General features: G+C 42.9%; 15 protein-coding genes, 1 pseudogene and 1 other annotated feature. Of the genes and pseudogenes, 8 read left to right on the forward strand and 8 right to left on the reverse strand.

Annotated features, from left to right (window positions below; translation table 11 throughout):
• The coding region (locus GKR71_RS02900; protein ID WP_305071682.1) for an OmpW family outer membrane protein at positions 1–90 on the forward strand (90 nt) is incomplete at its 5' end.
• A gap of 397 nt (positions 91–487) precedes the next feature.
• Here the strand turns inward: GKR71_RS02900 and trpA are convergent.
• The 5 genes and pseudogenes from trpA to GKR71_RS02930 all read right to left on the reverse strand — a co-directional run bounded on the left by trpA (position 488) and on the right by GKR71_RS02930 (position 7,121).
• Complete coding sequence (gene trpA / locus GKR71_RS02905) at positions 488–1,294, reverse strand: tryptophan synthase subunit alpha (RefSeq protein WP_036956532.1); 807 nt, start codon at positions 1,292–1,294, stop codon at positions 488–490.
• Positions 1,294–2,484, reverse strand: a complete 1,191-nt coding sequence (trpB, locus tag GKR71_RS02910; RefSeq protein WP_154633921.1) for a tryptophan synthase subunit beta — start codon at positions 2,482–2,484, stop codon at positions 1,294–1,296. Before trpB ends, trpA begins: the two co-directional genes overlap by 1 nt.
• Before the next feature lie 54 nt (positions 2,485–2,538).
• Positions 2,539–3,915 (reverse strand): bifunctional indole-3-glycerol-phosphate synthase TrpC/phosphoribosylanthranilate isomerase TrpF, encoded by a 1,377-nt coding sequence (gene trpCF, locus GKR71_RS02915; protein ID WP_154633922.1) that lies wholly within the window; start codon positions 3,913–3,915, stop codon positions 2,539–2,541.
• 1 nt (position 3,916) lies between these two features.
• Positions 3,917–5,547, reverse strand: a pseudogene (trpD, locus tag GKR71_RS19990) (bifunctional anthranilate synthase glutamate amidotransferase component TrpG/anthranilate phosphoribosyltransferase TrpD).
• Entirely contained in the window at positions 5,547–7,121 is a 1,575-nt protein-coding gene (locus GKR71_RS02930; protein ID WP_108478084.1) for an anthranilate synthase component 1, read from the reverse strand. Before GKR71_RS02930 ends, trpD begins: the two are co-directional and overlap by 1 nt.
• Positions 7,122–7,147: 26 nt before the next feature.
• Positions 7,148–7,249: a sequence feature (Trp leader region), on the reverse strand.
• 188 nt (positions 7,250–7,437) lie between these two features.
• On the opposite strand from GKR71_RS02930, the gene rnm reads away from it, so the two are divergent.
• The 4 genes from rnm to GKR71_RS02950 all read left to right on the forward strand — a co-directional run bounded on the left by rnm (position 7,438) and on the right by GKR71_RS02950 (position 11,625).
• On the forward strand, positions 7,438–8,304 hold the full coding sequence (gene rnm / locus GKR71_RS02935) for an RNase RNM (RefSeq protein WP_154633924.1): 867 nt from the start codon (positions 7,438–7,440) through the stop codon (positions 8,302–8,304).
• 240 nt (positions 8,305–8,544) lie between these two features.
• Positions 8,545–9,165, forward strand: a complete 621-nt coding sequence (locus GKR71_RS02940; protein WP_036956539.1) for an L-threonylcarbamoyladenylate synthase — start codon at positions 8,545–8,547, stop codon at positions 9,163–9,165.
• 196 nt (positions 9,166–9,361) lie between these two features.
• Complete coding sequence (rluB, locus tag GKR71_RS02945) at positions 9,362–10,279, forward strand: 23S rRNA pseudouridine(2605) synthase RluB (protein WP_036956541.1); 918 nt, start codon at positions 9,362–9,364, stop codon at positions 10,277–10,279.
• A 449-nt stretch (positions 10,280–10,728) separates the two neighbouring features.
• Complete coding sequence (locus tag GKR71_RS02950; protein ID WP_230082527.1) at positions 10,729–11,625, forward strand: hypothetical protein; 897 nt, start codon at positions 10,729–10,731, stop codon at positions 11,623–11,625.
• A 32-nt stretch (positions 11,626–11,657) separates the two neighbouring features.
• Here the strand turns inward: GKR71_RS02950 and cobO are convergent, their stop codons facing one another.
• Together cobO and GKR71_RS02960 are read right to left on the reverse strand one after the other, a co-directional pair.
• Positions 11,658–12,248 carry a cob(I)yrinic acid a,c-diamide adenosyltransferase gene (cobO, locus tag GKR71_RS02955; RefSeq protein ID WP_036956545.1) on the reverse strand — a complete coding sequence of 197 codons (591 nt, stop codon included), beginning with the start codon at positions 12,246–12,248 and terminating at the stop codon, positions 11,658–11,660.
• A 23-nt stretch (positions 12,249–12,271) separates the two neighbouring features.
• Positions 12,272–13,033, reverse strand: a complete 762-nt coding sequence (locus tag GKR71_RS02960; RefSeq protein ID WP_036956547.1) for a YciK family oxidoreductase — start codon at positions 13,031–13,033, stop codon at positions 12,272–12,274.
• A 178-nt stretch (positions 13,034–13,211) separates the two neighbouring features.
• Between GKR71_RS02960 and sohB the strand changes: the two genes are divergently transcribed.
• Positions 13,212–14,258, forward strand: a complete 1,047-nt coding sequence (sohB, locus tag GKR71_RS02965) for a protease SohB (RefSeq protein ID WP_108478087.1) — start codon at positions 13,212–13,214, stop codon at positions 14,256–14,258.
• A gap of 94 nt (positions 14,259–14,352) precedes the next feature.
• On the opposite strand, the gene GKR71_RS02970 is transcribed toward sohB, so the two are convergent.
• The gene (locus GKR71_RS02970) at positions 14,353–14,610 is read right to left on the reverse strand and encodes a DUF2498 family protein (protein WP_036956549.1); all 258 of its coding nucleotides are present in this window, start codon (positions 14,608–14,610) and stop codon (positions 14,353–14,355) included.
• Positions 14,611–14,897: 287 nt separating this feature from the next.
• On the opposite strand from GKR71_RS02970, the gene topA reads away from it, so the two are divergent.
• Together topA and GKR71_RS02980 are read left to right on the forward strand one after the other, a co-directional pair.
• The gene (topA, locus tag GKR71_RS02975) at positions 14,898–17,516 is read left to right on the forward strand and encodes a type I DNA topoisomerase (protein WP_036956550.1); all 2,619 of its coding nucleotides are present in this window, start codon (positions 14,898–14,900) and stop codon (positions 17,514–17,516) included.
• Positions 17,517–17,905: 389 nt separating this feature from the next.
• Positions 17,906–18,327: superoxide dismutase family protein (locus tag GKR71_RS02980; protein ID WP_154633925.1), on the forward strand; the 422-nt coding region annotated here is incomplete at its 3' end.

Raw genomic sequence — 18,327 nt, forward strand, 5'->3', positions numbered from 1 at the left:
GTTAAATTCAAAGCTGGTGAAGACCGCGTTAAAGTTGATACACGTTTAGACCCATTTGTATTTATGTTTGGTGTGGGTTACCGCTTCTAATTTCTTAAGGACTTCGGCAAGTTTATTCTTGCTCGCTAATGGATTAGAAAGCAGTAAAGAAATCCGGGAATTTATTCCCGGATTTTTCGTTTTTAGAGAATAAAGAATATAATAAGCAGAGAACTCAATGTTAAATCACTTATATTTTATTTAACATTAAATTCACAATATCAAAAAAGGCCAATAATCAGAGTGAAAATTTAATTTTATAATTAAATATCAAGATGGATATTTAAACTAAATTAGTCTGAGTAACTTTACCTAATATATTTTAAATATTATCCGCAAAGTGGAAATTTGACAGAAACCATTGAATGCATTAACGGCTATTTGAAATGAAAAAAGCCATCAAATTATTGATGGCTTTCTGATACAATGAAGAAAATAAATTAAGGTACTATTTTTGTGTGGCGGCTTTCATATTTGCCACAAACGTCGTTAATTTACTGAGCATTTCTTGTGGTTGTTGTAGGTTATTTTCAATGATTTTTACCACAGCAGAACCCGATATTGCCCCCGCAGCGCCATTACGAATCGCTTCAGTCACTTGAGCAGGCTCCGAAATACCAAATCCTTGAAGTGCAGGTGCTGCGCCATATTGGGTTAATTTGCTCACTAAATGAGTTAATGGCATTTGCGCTCGCTGCTCTGTACCAGTGACGCCTGCGCGAGAGAGTAAATACGTATAACCTTGGCTATGTTCTCCAATCTCTTTTAGCAGTGCGTCATCCCCATTTGGTGGACAAATAAAGATTGGGGCGATGCCGTGGGTGATGGCTGATTCACGGAACGGCTTTGATTCACGCATTGGCACATCGGCAACTAAAACGGAATCTACGCCAGCTTGTTGGCAACGTTGATAAAAATAGTCGATCCCATTGGTGAAAACTAAATTAGCATAAACCAATAATCCTATCGGCATATCGGGGTGTTTGGCTCGAATACGCGCTAATAACTCGAAGCATAACGTCGGTGTGATCTCGCTTTTAAAGGCACGTAAATTGGCATTTTGAATTGTGGGACCATCCGCTAAAGGGTCAGAGAAGGGGATGCCAATCTCTAAGGCATCCGCACCTCCTGCAATTAATGCATCGACAATTTTTAAAGAAAGCTCGGCATCAGGGTCACCTAACGTGACAAAGGGAACAAAAGCGCCTTGGTTTTGTTGGTTTAAACGCTGAAAAAGTTGAGTATAACGCGTCATTAGATTTCCCCTTTGCTGGTCAAAATATCATGTACCGTAAAAATGTCTTTATCACCACGACCGGATAAATTGACAATTAACAACTGCTCTTTATTTGGATTTTGCTCTGCCATTTTGAGGGCATACGCTAATGCATGAGATGACTCTAATGCAGGAATAATCCCTTCTTTGCGTGACAGCAATTTAAAGGCGTTTAGCGCTTCATCATCGGTAATCGAAACATATTCAGCACGACCAATACTGTTTAAGTGCGCATGTTGAGGCCCCACTGATGGGAAATCTAACCCTGCTGAAATGGAGTAAGATTCTTCAATCTGCCCTTCAGAGGTTTGCATCATAGGGGATTTCATACCGAAATAAATCCCAACACGACCATGTTTTAACGGTGCACCATGTTGCCCTGATTCAATACCGTGACCGGCAGGCTCAACACCAATTAACCCGATGTTTTCTTCAGGAATAAACGAAGCGAACAGACCGATAGCGTTGGAACCACCACCGATACAGGCGATCACCGCATCCGGTAGGCGACCTTCTTTATCTAAAATTTGCTGTTTTGCTTCATCACCGATCATGCGTTGAAATTCACGTACAATAGTCGGATATGGGTGAGGGCCTGCCGCAGTCCCTAATAAATAGTGTGCGGTTTCATAACTGCCAGACCAGTCTCTTAGCGCTTCATTACAAGCATCTTTTAAGGTTGCAGAGCCGCTATGTACAGGGATCACGTCGGCGCCCATTAGCTTCATACGAAACACGTTTGGAGATTGACGCTCAACGTCTTTTGCACCCATGTAGATGCGGCACTTCATATTTAATAAGGCGCAAGCAAGGGCGGTAGCAACACCATGCTGACCCGCGCCAGTTTCAGCGATAATTTCATTTTTACCCATACGTTTGGCGAGCAATGCTTGACCCAACACCTGGTTGGTTTTGTGTGCGCCACCGTGGAGTAAATCTTCGCGCTTTAAATAAAGCTTCGTTTTGGTACCCGCCGTCAGGTTGCGGCACAGGGTTAATGCGGTTGGACGACCTGCATAATTTTTAAGTAGATCATGGAATTCCGTTAAGAACGCAGGATCATTTTGTGCGTCAATAAAGGCATCTTCTAGCTGGTTCAATGCTGGGATCAAAATTTCTGGGACATATTGCCCACCAAACTCACCGAAATAGGGATCTAATTTGCTCATTATTTATTATCCATTTTAAGTTTATATGTTCAGTATGATTAATATGGCTTTGAGCTAAATCGCCATGCGGGCTGATTTCAATGCATCAAAGACTTGGTTTAATTTTTGTTCGGATTTAATACCCGGTTCGATTTCAATGCCAGAGTTAAAATCAAGCCCATTGCAGACGAGTTGCGCGGCTTGTTGGCAGTTTTCAAGGGTAAGCCCACCAGCCACCATTAGCTTGTGACCGCTATTTGTTGGTATTGATGACCAATCAAAGGTTTTTCCTGTACCGCCAGCGCCGTTATCTAATAGCAGCAAATCAATTAACGTAGGGTCATAATCGGCGATTTGACTATCAGCCATATTCAGCGCTTTCCAAATATGGCAATGTGCTGGCAGCATTTCACGTAATTGTGCCATGTAGGTATTATCTTCATCACCGTGGAGCTGAACCGCATGTAACGCCAATTGTTGGGCAATATGCGCCACAAAATCCGCGGATTGATTATGGAAAACCCCCACAAATTTAAGTGGTGCAGCATGAATAATCTGCTTTGCTTGTGACAGCGTCACTTTACGAGGGGATTTTTCAGCAAAAATCAGTCCACCAAAATTGGCGCCTGCAGCAAATGCGGCTTTAGCATCTTGCTCACGGGTTAAGCCACACACTTTATGCTCACCAATCAGCAGGTTACGCAGTGCTTTTGGTAAGTCCTCTTGCTCCATCAAGGCACTACCAATTAAGAAGCCGTTAGCGACATCCGCAAGGCTTTGAATATGTTGATGTTGAAGAATACCTGACTCGCTGATCACCACGGTTCCTGCCGGTAAACGCGGCGCGAGTTGACGCGTACGATTTAAATCGATAGACATATCGCGTAGGTCGCGGTTGTTGATCCCAACCACTTTAGCTTTCAATGTTATCGCACGTTCCAGTTCTTCATCGTTGCTTACCTCAGTGAGAACGCCCATGTTCAGTTGGTGTGCTACATCGGCAAGGGCAAGATATTGTTCATCATTCAATACGGACAGCATGAGTAAAATAGCATCCGCTTGGTAATAGCGAGCAAGGTAAATCTGATAAGGATCAACGATAAAATCTTTGCACAGAACAGGTTGTTTTACTGTGTTGCTAACAATCGTCAGGTAATCCATCTTACCTTGGAAATATTTTTCGTCAGTCAAGACTGAAATTGCAGAAGCATAAGGGGCATACATGCCCGCAATCACCGCGGGGTCGAAATCTTCACGGATAAGCCCCTTCGATGGAGAGGCTTTTTTGCACTCTAAAATAAATACTGGGCTCTTCGCTTGTAGAGCTGAGTAAAAATTTCGTTGCGCAGGTTGCACTTCAGATTGAAAACTTGCCAGCGGTTGACGTTGTTTGCGCTCCGCTAAATAGGCAAATTTATCATCTACAATCTTTTGTAATACCGTGCCTTTCATCTTAGTGCTCCCTTGCAGCTAGTGCCAGAACGCGGTCAAATGCTTTGCCGCTACGAATAATATTGAGTGCGTGCTCGCTGTTTTCTTTTAAATCTTCGTAACCATTAATACGTAACAACATGGCGACGTTTGCGGCGACAGCCGCCTCATGAGCCGCTTGACCATGACCTTGTAATAATTGCGTCAGCAGAAAACGGTTTTCATCTGGGGTGCCGCCTTCCAAATCTTTCAATTGATAAGGTGCTAAGCCAAAATCTTCAGCTGTCAGAGTATATTGCTGAATTTCACCATTTTTTAATTCGGCAACATGGGTTGGTGCATGAAGTGAAACTTCATCCATCCCTCCACTATGTACCACAGCTGCACGGGTAAACCCAAGCATTTGCATGGTTTTTGCTACCGGTTCAACCAATGAATCCTGATAGACGCCCACTAAGGCTAACGGTGGGCGAGCTGGGTTAATTAATGGACCCAGTACATTAAATAAAGTACGGGTTTTTAATTGACTACGTACCGGGGCGGCATGGCGGAATCCACTGTGATATTGCGGCGCAAATAAGAAACATAAGCCTAACTCGTCTAATGCATCGCGGGCGCTTTGAGCGCTTAAATCTAAGGCAATGCCAAAGGCGGCGAGCAAGTCCGATGAGCCTGAGCGGCTGGAAACGCTGCGGTTGCCATGTTTTGCGACTTTTATCCCACATTCTGCCGCCACAAATGCGCTGGCAGTGGAGATATTAATACTGTTTGCACCATCTCCTCCTGTGCCGACAATATCACTGAATTGATAGTCAGGGCGTGGGAAAGGTTGGGCATTTTCTAAGCATGCCAATGCAGCACCGGCAATTTCTTGTGGTTGTTCGCCACGCATTTTCATGCTGATCAAGGCGGCAGCAAGTTGGGGCTCAGTGAGTTCACCTTGAATAATTGCGTTAAATAAATATTGGCTCTCTTGTTGAGTTAACGCTTGCGCCTTAAATAATTTATCGTAAATGTTTTGCATGATTGGCTCTCTGTGTCCCATTAGTGCGAATGTGATGTTGTTTTGTTGGGGGAAGAAAGCGCCCATGCCACCGTATTTTCTAACAACAATTTTCCTTGGGTGGTTAAGATGGATTCGGGGTGAAACTGGAATCCACACACTCGCTGTTCATCATTGCGTACCGCCATGACCATGCCATTGGATTGTGCGCAAATCGTTAATGATTCAGGGATTTGGCTACCCACTAAAGAGTGATAACGTGCCACTGAAATAGGGTTTTCTAAGCCTGCAAACATAGCTTGTTCATCGTGGGTTGCCATTGATGCTTTGCCATGTAAAATTTCACCCGCAGGGGAAACCGTTCCACCATAAGCTTCAACGATAGCTTGATGCCCTAAGCAGATGCCAATCACTGGAATGGTGCCTATTACTGATTTAAGTACTTCAGGCATACAGCCCGCGTCACTTGGCTTTCCTGGACCCGGTGAAAGGACTAAAATCGCATCATCGAGCTGATTCAGTACGGATAAAACATGCGCCGCATTAACGGTGTTGCGGTAGATCACTACGTGATGACCGCTGGCGCGTAATTGGTCGACCAAGTTGTAGGTGAAGGAGTCGACGTTATCGAGTAGTAAGATATTAGCCATTAAAATAACTCCTCAACTTGGTGGGCTTGGGCAATAGCGCGGATCACTGCGCGGGCTTTATTACGAGTTTCGTCGGCTTCACCTTGTGGAGATGAGTCGAGGACAACGCCGCCGCCAGCTTGAACGGTAGCAATGCCGTTTTCGACATATGCAGAACGAATAACGATGCAGGTATCAAAGTCGCCTTTACCATTAAAGTAACCCACTGCGCCGCCGTAGGAGCCTCTGCGCTCTTTTTCACATTCCGCGATCAGTTGCATCGCTTTGACTTTCGGCGCGCCTGTTAATGTTCCCATATTCATACATGCTTGATACGCATGGAAAACATCTAAATCGCTGCGTAAAGTTCCCACAACATGGGAAACTAAGTGCATGACAAAAGAGTAGCGGTCAACTTTTGTCAGGTTGGCAACATAGCGGCTGCCTGCTTCACAAATTCGCGCTAAATCATTACGTGCTAAGTCTACTAACATAATGTGTTCTGCCAGCTCTTTTTCATCGGTACGCATGGCCAATTCAATGCGACTATCTAAATCTAAGTCGATGTTTCCTTGCGCATTGCGTCCACGAGGGCGGGTACCTGCAATTGGGTAGATTTCCACCACGCGAGTTTGTTTGCTGTATTTCAAGGCGCTCTCTGGTGAAGCGCCAAACAGGGTAAAATCGTTGTCTTGCATATAGAACATGTACGGACTTGGGTTTTGCGCCTTAAGTTTTTGATAGGCAATCAGCGGTTGAGCACATGGCATACTGAATTTGCGTGATGGGACGACTTGGAAAATATCACCGCGGTAGATAGCTTCTTTTAAGGTATTGACGACACGTCCATATTCTTCATCATTTTTATTGATAGTAACGCTGAAGTTGTCTTGTTCACCCAGAGGTAATGCTGGTAAGTAAGGGCGGCACGCAACGATAATTTCGCTGTGACGCTGCTGTACTTGCGCAACAATGTGGGTGTCTGCGGTAAATAACAGGCTTTTTAAACGCGCTGCTTGGTTTTGATGGTCTATCACTAAATAGTGTTCTGCAACGAAAAAGCAGAAATCTGGGCATTGGTTTGTGGCAGTCACTTCCGGTAATGCTTCAAAATTTGCCACTAAGTCATAGGAGAATAATCCGCCCATAAACAGGATTTCTGGTCTTGGGAAATGGGCTTGTGCAATTGCTGGCAATGCGCGTAATACATCCAAGCATGAAGCACTTTTTAAACGGCTATCTTCATCTAATTGGCTTTCTGGTTGAGCAAAGATGACGGTCAGATGGTTTGCGGTTAAATCGCGAGAAATCGCTTTCTCGGCTAATTGTAAATTAATTAAAGGTAATAGAGCTTGACCATTTTCAGTTAACGCTTCAATTTCAACTCGTTGACCAAATGCACGGATGCGTAATGCACTGTCGATGATTAATAAGCTTTGTAAATTGGCTTTGTTGTTGACTTCAGCCGACTCTAGCAGCATGGTAGCGGCTTTATTCTGGCACAGGTGATTAAATAACAACGTAGGATCCGGTTGATAGTTAATTGGGCTATCCAGATGATTAAAATGTGCTAATGTGGTGTTTTGTTTGTTCATTTTGCTGCCTTAAGCTAATTTTAGACGTAAAAAAACCCGCTGGTTGAGGGCGGGTTCGGCACTGAGGCATTAACAATTTATGCGCGTGCGGCTTCCGCCCAATTTGGGAAGTCGCGCCACCAACGATTTGATAAATTGAAAACAGTCATACATGCCTCACTGGATAAACAAATTAAGTTTTAAATGCTTTTGCATACTAATTCTTTTGAATACAACAAATCTTGCGTACTAGTAAACTGGATCGCGCGGTTGATGTCAATAGCTGTTTGTATTTATTTTTAATTTTCGTTAAGTCGAAAAGGGAGAAGGTAACAATATGTCGCAAGATTCGACGCCAATAGTGACTCGCTATGACTTACATAGCCATACGAATGCATCAGATGGAGAATTGCCTCCCGCTGAGTTAGTCGAACGTGCGATAGCAATGGGTGTGAATATTTTATCAATTACGGATCATGATACTTGTGATGGCTTAATTGCTGCCAAAGCGTATCTTGCTGACAATCCACGTCCATTAACATTAGTTAACGGGGTTGAAATATCCACCCTGTGGGAAAATATTGAAATTCATATTGTTGGGCTGAATTTTTCACCGAGCCATCCTACGATGGAAACGTTACTCTCGCAGCAATCACAACGCCGCCTAGACCGTGGGATTGAGATAGGTCGTCGCTTGCAAAAGGCAGGGATTGAGGATGCGTGGGAAAATGCCCAAGCGATTTCAGGTGGCGGCCAGGTTACTCGCGCGCATTTTGCACAGTACATTGTCAAAATTGGCAAAGAGAAAACCATCAATAATGTGTTTAAGCGCTATCTGGCGAAAGGGAAAACCGGCTATGTGCCCGCGCAGTGGTGCAGCATTCAAGAAGCTGTGGATGCTATTCATCAATCTGGCGGTGTCGCGGTGCTGGCGCATCCATCAAAATATCAATTATCGAATAAATGGCTAAGACGCCTGATCGATCACTTTAAAGCTTGCCAAGGGGATGCGATGGAAATTTCTCATTGCCAGCAGCCGGCAAATGAGAAGCGATTTTTAGGAGAGTTGGCACAAGAGGCTAACTTGAAAACTTCTGTTGGGTCAGATTTCCATCGCCCTTGTTCGTGGATTGAGTTAGGGCGGAATTTATGGCTTCCTGATGATGAGCAAGCGGTTTGGACCCTCTGGAATAAAGTGAATTGATAGAAAGCTAAAACCTCTTAGTTTGTAAGAATATTACCTAATTCGTTGATGGATCACGGTTTGGGTGTAAAATAGTCTGTATATGAATTATTTTGTTGAGTCACAATATTATTTGATAAAGATATTACTGTGACCGTTTTGTTTTGTAAGCGCCGTTTTGTTTTGTAAGAATAGATAGATAGTGCCATTTTTAGGTCGTTCACCGGATGATGCTGTCGATACTCAACTATAGAGGTCACTATGAGCCAGTTTTTTTATATCCATCCGGACAACCCTCAGGCAAGGCTAATTAGCCAAAGTGTTGAGATCCTGAATAAAGGCGGTGTTGTCGTCTACCCGACAGATTCAGGTTATGCCATTGGTTGTCGTTTAGAAGATAAAAATGCCCTAGAGCGTATTTGTCGTATCCGAAAATTGGATGCGAACCATAACTTTACCTTGATGTGCCGTGATCTATCCGAAATCTCAAATTATGCCCATGTGGATAACACCGTATTTCGTTTAATCAAAAACAATACGCCGGGTAATTACACCTTTATTTTAAAAGCCACCAAAGAAGTGCCTCGTCGTTTGATGAACGAAAAGCGTAAAACTATTGGGTTACGTGTACCATCAAACCCAATTGCCCGCGATTTACTGGAAGCCGTGGGGGAGCCACTTATGTCCACCAGTTTGATTTTACCGGGCGATGATTTTACTCAATCTGATCCAGAAGAAATCCGCGATTTACTGGATAAACAAGTGGATTTAGTGATCCACGGTGGTTACATCGGGCAAAAACCAACCACGGTAATTGATTTTACTGATGACACTCCAGTTGTCGCTCGTGTCGGAACTGGCGACCCAACCCCATTTGAATAAGGCAATCTTCCTTGAAAATTCATTCTTTCAGGGAAGACGATTAGTCATAGGGGATCACAATAAACCTGTGTATAATGCGCAGGTTTTCAAATTCATCACTTTTTGCCGATGACACAAGACTTGTTAATTGAGCGAGGCTTGTTTTAATAGCGCAAGAAGCTATTTGACGCCTGTGAAGGCGACAGCTGAGGATCTCATGAGTTCTAAACCGCAACAAACTGAAAAGCTACAAAAAATTCTTGCCCGTTCAGGGCATGGTTCCCGCCGAGAAATCGAAGGCCTATTGAAAGAAGGCCGCATTAGTGTTGATGGCAAAATGGCAACATTGGGTGATCGTGTTGAAGTCAAAGCCTCCACAAAAATTCGTCTTGATGGTCGTGTCTTAGCGATAAAAGAGCCAGAAAAAGAAATTTGCCGCGTGATGGCATACTACAAACCGGAAGGGGAATTGTGCACGCGCCATGATCCTGAAGGTCGTCCAACGGTATTTAACCGTTTACCAAAACTGACTGGGGCTCGTTGGATTGCTGTAGGGCGTCTAGATGTGAACACCAGTGGTTTATTGTTATTCACAACCGATGGTGAATTAGCTAACCGCTTAATGCACCCAAGCCGTGAAGTGGAACGCGAATACGCAGTACGTGTATTTGGTGAAATCACGGATGCAAAAATTCGTCAGTTAACCACTGGCGTGCAATTAGAAGATGGTCCGGCATCCTTTAAGACTGTGTCGTATCGCGGTGGTGAAGGGATGAACCAATGGTATAACGTCACTTTAACCGAAGGTCGTAACCGTGAAGTTCGTCGTTTATGGGAATCTGTTGGTGTGCAAGTGAGCCGCCTGATCCGTGTTCGCTACGGAGATATTGATTTACCAAAAGGTTTACCACGTGGAGGTTGGACTGAATTAGGTTTAGAGCAAACTAACTATTTAAGAGAGTTAGTTGAACTGGATGTTGAAACAGAAAGTAAAGTGTCTGTTGAGCGCGATCAGCGCCGCATCAAAGCTAACCAAATTCGCCGTGCGGTGAAACGTCACACTCAAGTGGCATCTCGCCCAGCAGCGAAACGCCAAACTTCACGCCCAACGGCTAAGCGCCGCACTCGAATCTAATCGTTTTAACGTTATTCGAATGATTTAAAATGAAGGTTATGGTATTTACCATAGCCTTTTTTTATTTCAATTTAATAGAATAGCGAAATGTTCTGTCATTCTGTTTGGTCATTTCAATAATTCATTCAACTTTGATTTTTCTAAAAATCGATTCATTCGGAATTTTATTTTCGAATAATATAAATAAGTTATCCCAATCTTAAATTATTATTTACTAGGTGTCTTTTTTTGACTAGAAAATGATAAAGTTAAAAAAGGTTGTATTATTCCACTTATTACTTTTATTTCTTTGTTATTTAGATATTTAAAACTTAAAATACGCCAATATGGAGTTTATAAGGTATCTGTCACATTATGAGGCTTTTATATTGTACAACTCTTCTATCTAAACTATTTTTATCATAATGAAAAAATAAAAGGTTTTAATGTTTATGTTATGTGCAAAGTCGATGAAATATATAGCACTATTGAGTTTCAGCATAACAAGTTGTGATGTTTATCAACCACATATATCTGAAAGTGGGCGGTTCTTTTTTAGTAATGACTCATCGGAAAATTATTCTTTCTTTATTGATAATAAACTGATGGTGATCCCGAAAGCATCAGTGGGTAGTCTGTATTTAAAGCAGGGATTACATTCCATGACAACTGAAGAAGGTCAGCACATTTATTTTATGATTTACCCAGGTAATAAAGGAGGGATATTAAATCCTCAAAAGCATCTTTATTATTCTTACAGCTTTGTATACGGTAATAATGGAATTCCTTCTGTTCATAATCAAACTATACAGGAATTAACTGTTGGTGATTACCAAGTGAAAGGAAGAGTTGAGAGTAGTGATGATATCATTATTGATAATAACGTATTCAACTGTGATTACCCGGTCGGAACGCGGATCCCTGATGAATTAAATTCGCTAACAACAGTCAGCAAAATAAAAACAAAATGTTTTTCTTATTCAGAACTCATTACGGCGATTTCGTCGGATGATAAACAAATGACACAACTGGTTGTGCGTCAAAATGAGCCAGTGCAAAACAATACGGTAAGTTTAACATTTGACTATCCAGTCACACTCCCTGCTTTTGAAGATCAGCAAATTCAGCAGTATGCGGTGAAGGTGAATACGCTGATTCAAGCGTATCGAGGATCCGCTGACCCAGAAAAAAAACAGAACTTTTATAATCAATACCATGTAGCCGTATCGAATATGGCGGAGCGCTATAGCCAATGGGAGACAGGGGATAATTGCCTTGAGGAGCGACAAAAATATTTGCAATTCTTATCACAAACTGCCGCCATTTTTAGTGCTGGGGTTTTAAAACTGGATGTAACACCGAAATAGCTGGTGGCAGCTAACTAGCATGTTACCAAAGGCTACCAGTCAATTCCTTTTTGCGCTTTGATCCCTGCATCAAAAGCATGTTTAACAGGGCGCATTTCTGTCACCGTATCAGCAAACTCTAATAGATCACGGTGGCACCCACGACCTGTAATAATGACGGATTGATTTTCAGGACGGCAACTTAATGCATTCATTACTTCAGCAAGAGGAAGATAATGGTAACTGATCATGTAGGTCAGCTCGTCGAGGATCACCAAGTCATATTGAGGGTCTTGCAATAATTCCACTGCATGCTGCCAAGTTTCAAGGCAAGCTTGTGTGTCAGTCTGCTTGTTTTGCGTTTCCCAAGTAAACCCGGTGGACATCACATAAAAGGGGACGCCGTGAGGCTCTAAAAGATTGCGTTCGCCATTATCCCAGCCACCTTTAATAAACTGGACAACGGCTACTTTTTTGCCATGACCGACAGCACGACAAGCGGTGCCAAATGCTGCCGTCGTTTTTCCTTTTCCATTGCCAGTGAAGACAATCAGGATCCCGCGCTCCAGCTGGGCTGCTTCAATTCGCTCATCCACTTTTTGCTTTAAACGTTGTTGGCGTTCTTCGTGTCGGTCTTGGCTCATAGCTTGCTCCGTTTCGGTCGAGTTTAAGCTTTAATCGGTTTTAAATTAGGCTGAGCGTCTACGCTGGTTCCTGTTTGCTCGGCGCTATCATCACCCATTAAGTATAGATAAGTCGGCATGATATCGGCAGGTGTTTTTAGGGTCATTGGATCTTCACCGGGTGCCGCACCTGCACGCATAGCGGTACGAGTGCGCCCAGGGTTAATACAGTTAATACGTAATCCAGTGCCTTGATACTCATCGGCTAAGACTTGCATTAAACCTTCAGTCGCAAATTTTGAAACGGCATAAACGCCCCAATTAGCGCGTCCTTGTTTACCGACACTTGAACTGGTGAAAATCAGCGATGCGTGTGGGGCTTTTTCTAATAAAGGAAGTAATGCTTGTGTGAGCATAAAGCCCGCATTGACGTTAACTTGCATGACGTCATGCCAGAGCTGAGTCGGTTGTTCACTGATTGGTGCGATATTTCCTAGCAAACCTGCGCTATGTAATACGCCATCCAAGTAAGGGTGTTGTTTGGCAATATCGTCAGCGATAGCTTGGCAAGTTGCCTCTGTTGCAGTCAGTAAATCAATCACATAGGTTTCTACGGATGCACCGGTAGAATTAATAATTTGTTGTTTAACCGCCTCTAATTTTTGCGAGTTACGGCCTAATAAAATGATGGAGGCGCCAAAGCGTGCATACGTTAATGCTGCTTCTTGACCAATCCCGTCAGTAGCACCGGTAATTAAGATAGTTTTACCATTTAAAAGATCTTGTCTAGGCTGATAATGAAGCATAATTTTTCCTATCGTCTTGAGCCGCGTTGAAGGTTATCATCGCGTAGATTGCACGGGAGGGCAATTTACCACATTTGTTTCATGTCTGTGGTTATTGATAACAGTTTTTTTACTGGTTGTTTATGAACAATCATGCGATCATTTTTTTATTAGCGTTAAATATTAGAAGGATCAACTTGTGGAGTATTTCTCTTTGTATGGACTGTTTTTAGCAAAAGTGGTTACCATTGTGGTCGCGATTGCTGTGATTGCAGTATTTGTATTTGGCGTAGGTATGAGACGTCAAGGAAGTAAAGGCGCATTAAAAATTACTGACCTAGGCGAAAATTACCGTGAACGCCAACGTCAAATGCAGCAGATCAAAATGAATGATTCTGAGCAAAAAGCGTGGTCAAAGGCATTTAAAAAGCAGGAAAAAGCCAAGTCTAAAAATGAAAAGGCTGGGGCGAAAATGGGGCAAACCGCCGTCAAAAAGCCTTGCTTATATGTCTTAGACTTTAAAGGCAGTATGGATGCTCGTGAAGTTAGCTCTTTACGTGAGGAAATCAGTGCAATTCTTGCAGTTGCGGATCAGCAAGATGAAGTTTTATTACGTTTAGAAAGCCCTGGTGGTTTAGTCCATGGCTATGGCTTAGCCGCTTCTCAGTTGATGCGATTGAAAGAGAAAAATATTCCGCTAACAATTGCAGTTGATAAGGTTGCGGCAAGCGGCGGCTATATGATGGCATGTATTGCGAATAAAATCGTTGCGGCACCGTTTTCTATTATAGGCTCTATTGGTGTTGTCGCTCAGGTTCCAAATATTCACCGATTATTGAAAAAGCACGATGTGGATGTGGAGCTGCACACCGCAGGGGAATATAAACGTACACTGACAATGCTCGGTGAAAATACAGAGCAGGGACGTAAGAAATTTGTTGAAGATCTGAATTCAACTCACGAACTATTTAAAGATTTTGTTCATCAAAATCGCCCATCCCTTGATATTGCAGCGGTGGCAACAGGCGAGTATTGGTATGGAACGCAAGCTCTAGAGAAAGGGCTCGTTGACCAAATTGGTGTTAGTGATGATTTGATCATTAACGCAATCGAAACCAAAGAAATTATCAGCATCCGTTTTGTGATGAGTAAGAAAATGGTCGAGCGTTTTACCAGTAGCGCGGCAGAGAGTGCGGATAAGCTATTATTACGCTGGTGGCAGCGTGGACAAAAGCCGCTTTTATAAAAAAGCCATAATGTTCACTGAATATTCATGACACAATATTTAAGTTGGACTACCCTTAAAAATACCGGCGATAAAAGCCGGTATTTTTTTATATCTATTCTGATTCTTGCAGTCGGTACTTATCAGAAAAGAGGTGCGCCAAATGCTTATACATATTAAAAGCCGCTGGACTTTTTAAGGATGGTATTCCGTTTTCATCAAGGAAGAACTCGCCTTTAAAAACTAAAACACCACGATGTTGCTCGACATTATCCACGAACATGCCATCAAGGTACTCATCGTGGTTTTTGATGATTTCGTTGGCTTTTTCAAGCAGTTCTTGCTTTGAAATAGTTTGAATCTCATTGTTCATAGAATGCCTCTCTTGAAAAAATAATTGGTTGCTTCTAGCATTTTATCAGGTACAGTGTGTGTTTTTCAATGCGGCTAAACTGCATTATGTGGTTAAAATCAGTCAACTAGAGCAATTTGTATGCTTTACAAAATAATGTGACTGATGGATAAAATTCGTTTCGTTACAAATTATTGTGCGAAAAAATATTGATATATTGTGATTCTGTCGCAATATAAAAAAGAGATTCTCATTTTGCGCATTTGAATAGAAAAATGCGCCTTCGTTGATAGTAGGTAAAGGTAAATATGGGTAAAGCTCTTGTTATAGTGGAGTCCCCGGCAAAAGCCAAAACGATCAATAAGTATCTTGGCAGTGGCTACGTTGTAAAAAGCAGCGTTGGTCACATTCGTGATCTGCCGAAAAGCGGCTCTGGTTCACAATCCGGCTCACCAAAGAGTACAGGCTCATCTACCGATAAAGCAAAGACCGACAAAACAAAGAAAGTTAAAAAGGATCCGCAAGAAGCGTTAGTTAAACGCATGGGGATCGACCCTTATCATGGTTGGAAAGCGAATTATCAAATTCTGCCGGGTAAGGAAAAAGTGGTTTCTGAATTAAAAGCGTTAGCCGAAGATGCTGACCACGTCTACCTCGCGACGGACCTTGACCGCGAAGGGGAAGCTATTGCGTGGCATTTACGCGAAGTGATCGGTGGTGATGATTCTCGTTTTAGCCGAGTGGTGTTTAACGAAATCACTAAAAATGCAATTACTCAAGCATTTGAAAGCCCTGGCGAATTGAATATCGACCGTGTTAATGCCCAACAAGCTCGTCGCTTTATGGACCGTGTCGTGGGTTATATGGTCTCTCCATTATTATGGAAAAAAGTGGCGCGCGGATTATCTGCTGGACGCGTACAGTCCGTCGCAGTAAGACTTATCGTTGAGCGTGAACGTGAAATTAAAGCGTTTGTTCCTGAAGAATATTGGGAACTCCATGCGGATTTAGCGGATAAAAACGCCGTTAACTTGCGTTTAGAAGTGACTTCCCAAGCGGGAAAAGCTTTTAAACCTGTCAATAAAGTCCAAACGGAAGCTGCGGTTAAATTACTGGAAAATGCACGTTATCAAGTGATTGATCGTGAAGATAAACCAACGTCCAGTAAACCAAGCGCACCGTTTATCACGTCGACACTCCAACAAGCGGCGAGCACTCGCTTAAGTTTTGGTGTGAAGAAAACCATGATGATGGCTCAGCGCTTATATGAAGCGGGTTACATCACTTATATGCGTACGGACTCAACGAACTTGAGCCAAGATGCAGTGAACATGGTTCGTGGTTATATTTCTGATAACTTTGGCGCACAGTATTTACCAAAAGATGCCAACGTTTACACCAGTAAAGATAACTCCCAAGAAGCGCACGAAGCTATTCGCCCATCCAGTGTTGATGTATTACCTGATTCACTGAAAGACATGGAAAACGACGCTAAGCGCCTCTACCAGTTAATTTGGAATCAATTTGTTGCGTGTCAAATGACACCAGCAAAATACGACTCCACCACATTAACGGTGAAAGCGGGAGATTTCGAATTAAAAGCCAAAGGTCGTACGTTACGTTTTGATGGTTGGACAAGAGTCATGCCAGCATTGCGTAAAAATGACGAAGATAAAACATTACCTGCGATTCAAGTGGGTGCTGAATTATCATTGCTGGAATTACTACCAAGCCAGCACTTTACTAAGCCACCAGCGCGTTTTAGTGAAGCTTCTTTGGTTAAAGAATTAGAAAAACGTGGTATTGGTCGCCCATCAACGTATGCGGCAATCATTTCAACGATCCAAGATCGTGGCTACGTTAAAGTGGAAAACCGCCGTTTCTATGCGGAAAAAATGGGTGAAATCGTTACAGACCGTTTAGAAGAAAACTTCAACGATCTGATGAACTACGACTTCACTGCTCGCATGGAAAACCAGCTGGACCACGTTGCGAATCATGAAGCAGAGTGGAAAGCGGTGTTGGATGAATTTTTCTCCGATTTCAGCAAACAGCTTGATGTTGCAGAAAAAGATCCGGAAGAAGGCGGTATGCGTACCAACCCAATGGTGATCACCTCGATTATCTGTCCTGACTGTGAACGTCATATGGGAATTCGTACCGCATCTACTGGGGTATTCTTAGGCTGCTCGGGCTATGCACTGCCACCAAAAGAGCGCTGCAAGAAAACCATCAATCTGATCCCTGAAGATGAAGTATTGAACATCCTCGAAGGTGACGATGCAGAAACTAACGCCTTAAGAGCAAAACGTCGTTGTCCAAAATGTGGCACTGCGATGGACAGCTACCTGATTGATAATGGTCGTAAATTACATGTGTGTGGTAACAATCCAGCATGTGAAGGCTATGAAATCGAAGAAGGCGAGTTCCGCATCAAGGGTTACGATGGTCCGGTGATTGAGTGTGATAAATGTGGTTCTGAAATGCACCTGAAAATGGGACGTTTTGGGAAATACATGGGTTGCACCAACGAAGAGTGTAAAAATACCCGCAAGATCTTAAAAAGTGGTGAAATTGCACCACCGAAAGAAGACCCAGTACCACTACCAGAATTACCGTGTGAAAAATCGGATGCTTATTTTGTGTTACGTGATGGTGCAGCTGGCGTATTCCTTGCCGCAAACACCTTCCCGAAATCAAGGGAAACACGTGCGCCATTAGTGGCAGAACTACAACGATTTAAAGACAGATTACCGGCAAAATTGGCGTACTTAGCGGAAGCACCAGCACAAGACGAAGAGGGCAACCCAACAGTGGTTCGTTTTAGCCGCAAGACAAAACAGCAATATGTTTCGTCCGAGAAAGATGGTAAAGCGACGGGGTGGAGTGCTTTTTATGTTGATGGGCAATGGAAACCCAAAGAATAGTTTTTATTCTTCATACTTTGCACCGTAGCGGCGTTGGCTGCACTCGCTAACCCTAGTCACATACTTGTGTATGCTCCTAGGGATTAGCTCGATTGCTGCCTTGCTACAGCACAAATTATGTTGAATAAATCTATTGATTATATTCAGGATGACTCTGGTGCTAACCACCGCCTTGTTCTAACGCGAACTATTTAGAATAATAGTTTGGAATTCTGTTTAGATCTTCAACGCTAAAGCCGCAATCATTATAAAAGAGCCCTTAGGGCTCTTTTTTTGTTCATAATTCGATAGCTCTCACATAACAAAAGCAGTAATCGCCCATTTTCATTCATTTATTATGCTAACGTTTAGCTTAAGGATAATAATCACGATGAATGACTGGAGGCAGTATGAAGTTCAAATTATGTTTGTTAGCGGCACTATTCACAACTGGTGCAGCGTATGCGGCACAAACTACGGTAGAGCTGAAAGAAGCAACAGCTAAAGGCGAGGGAAAAACCATTGGTGAAGTGGTGATTTCTGAAACTGAATACGGATTACTCTTCACGCCAAAACTATCTGGTTTGCAAGCAGGTGGTGTGCATGGTTTCCATGTGCATGAAAACCCAAGTTGCGAAGCGGGTGAAAAAGACGGTAAAACTGTACCCGCATTAAAAGCGGGCGGACATTTAGATCCAGCTAAAACAGGGGTTCACAAAGGGCCTTATGACAAAACAGGTCACCTCGGAGACTTACCGGGTTTAGTGGTTGATAGCCAAGGTAATGCTACCTACAGCGTGCTAGCGCCAAAATTAAAATCCCTGAAAGATGT

The sequence above is a fragment of the Providencia sp. wls1922 genome (assembly GCF_009706505.1).
Classification (GTDB): Bacteria; Pseudomonadota; Gammaproteobacteria; order Enterobacterales; family Enterobacteriaceae; genus Providencia; species Providencia lanzhouensis.

Excerpts from the sequence above, each read along its gene's own strand:
- rnm (WP_154633924.1), top strand. The coding sequence starts at position 7,438 with ATGTCGCAAGATTCGACGCCAATAGTGACTCGCTATGACTTACATAGC.
- GKR71_RS02960 (WP_036956547.1), bottom strand. The coding sequence starts at position 13,033 with ATGCTTCATTATCAGCCTAGACAAGATCTTTTAAATGGTAAAACTATC.
- GKR71_RS02970 (WP_036956549.1), bottom strand. The coding sequence starts at position 14,610 with ATGAACAATGAGATTCAAACTATTTCAAAGCAAGAACTGCTTGAAAAA.
- trpB (WP_154633921.1), bottom strand. The coding sequence starts at position 2,484 with ATGAGCAAATTAGATCCCTATTTCGGTGAGTTTGGTGGGCAATATGTC.
- GKR71_RS02950 (WP_230082527.1), top strand. The coding sequence starts at position 10,729 with ATGAAATATATAGCACTATTGAGTTTCAGCATAACAAGTTGTGATGTT.
- GKR71_RS02930 (WP_108478084.1), bottom strand. The coding sequence starts at position 7,121 with ATGAACAAACAAAACACCACATTAGCACATTTTAATCATCTGGATAGC.
- cobO (WP_036956545.1), bottom strand. The coding sequence starts at position 12,248 with ATGAGCCAAGACCGACACGAAGAACGCCAACAACGTTTAAAGCAAAAA.
- trpCF (WP_154633922.1), bottom strand. The coding sequence starts at position 3,915 with ATGAAAGGCACGGTATTACAAAAGATTGTAGATGATAAATTTGCCTAT.
- GKR71_RS02940 (WP_036956539.1), top strand. The coding sequence starts at position 8,545 with ATGAGCCAGTTTTTTTATATCCATCCGGACAACCCTCAGGCAAGGCTA.
- trpA (WP_036956532.1), bottom strand. The coding sequence starts at position 1,294 with ATGACGCGTTATACTCAACTTTTTCAGCGTTTAAACCAACAAAACCAA.
- topA (WP_036956550.1), top strand. The coding sequence starts at position 14,898 with ATGGGTAAAGCTCTTGTTATAGTGGAGTCCCCGGCAAAAGCCAAAACG.
- rluB (WP_036956541.1), top strand. The coding sequence starts at position 9,362 with ATGAGTTCTAAACCGCAACAAACTGAAAAGCTACAAAAAATTCTTGCC.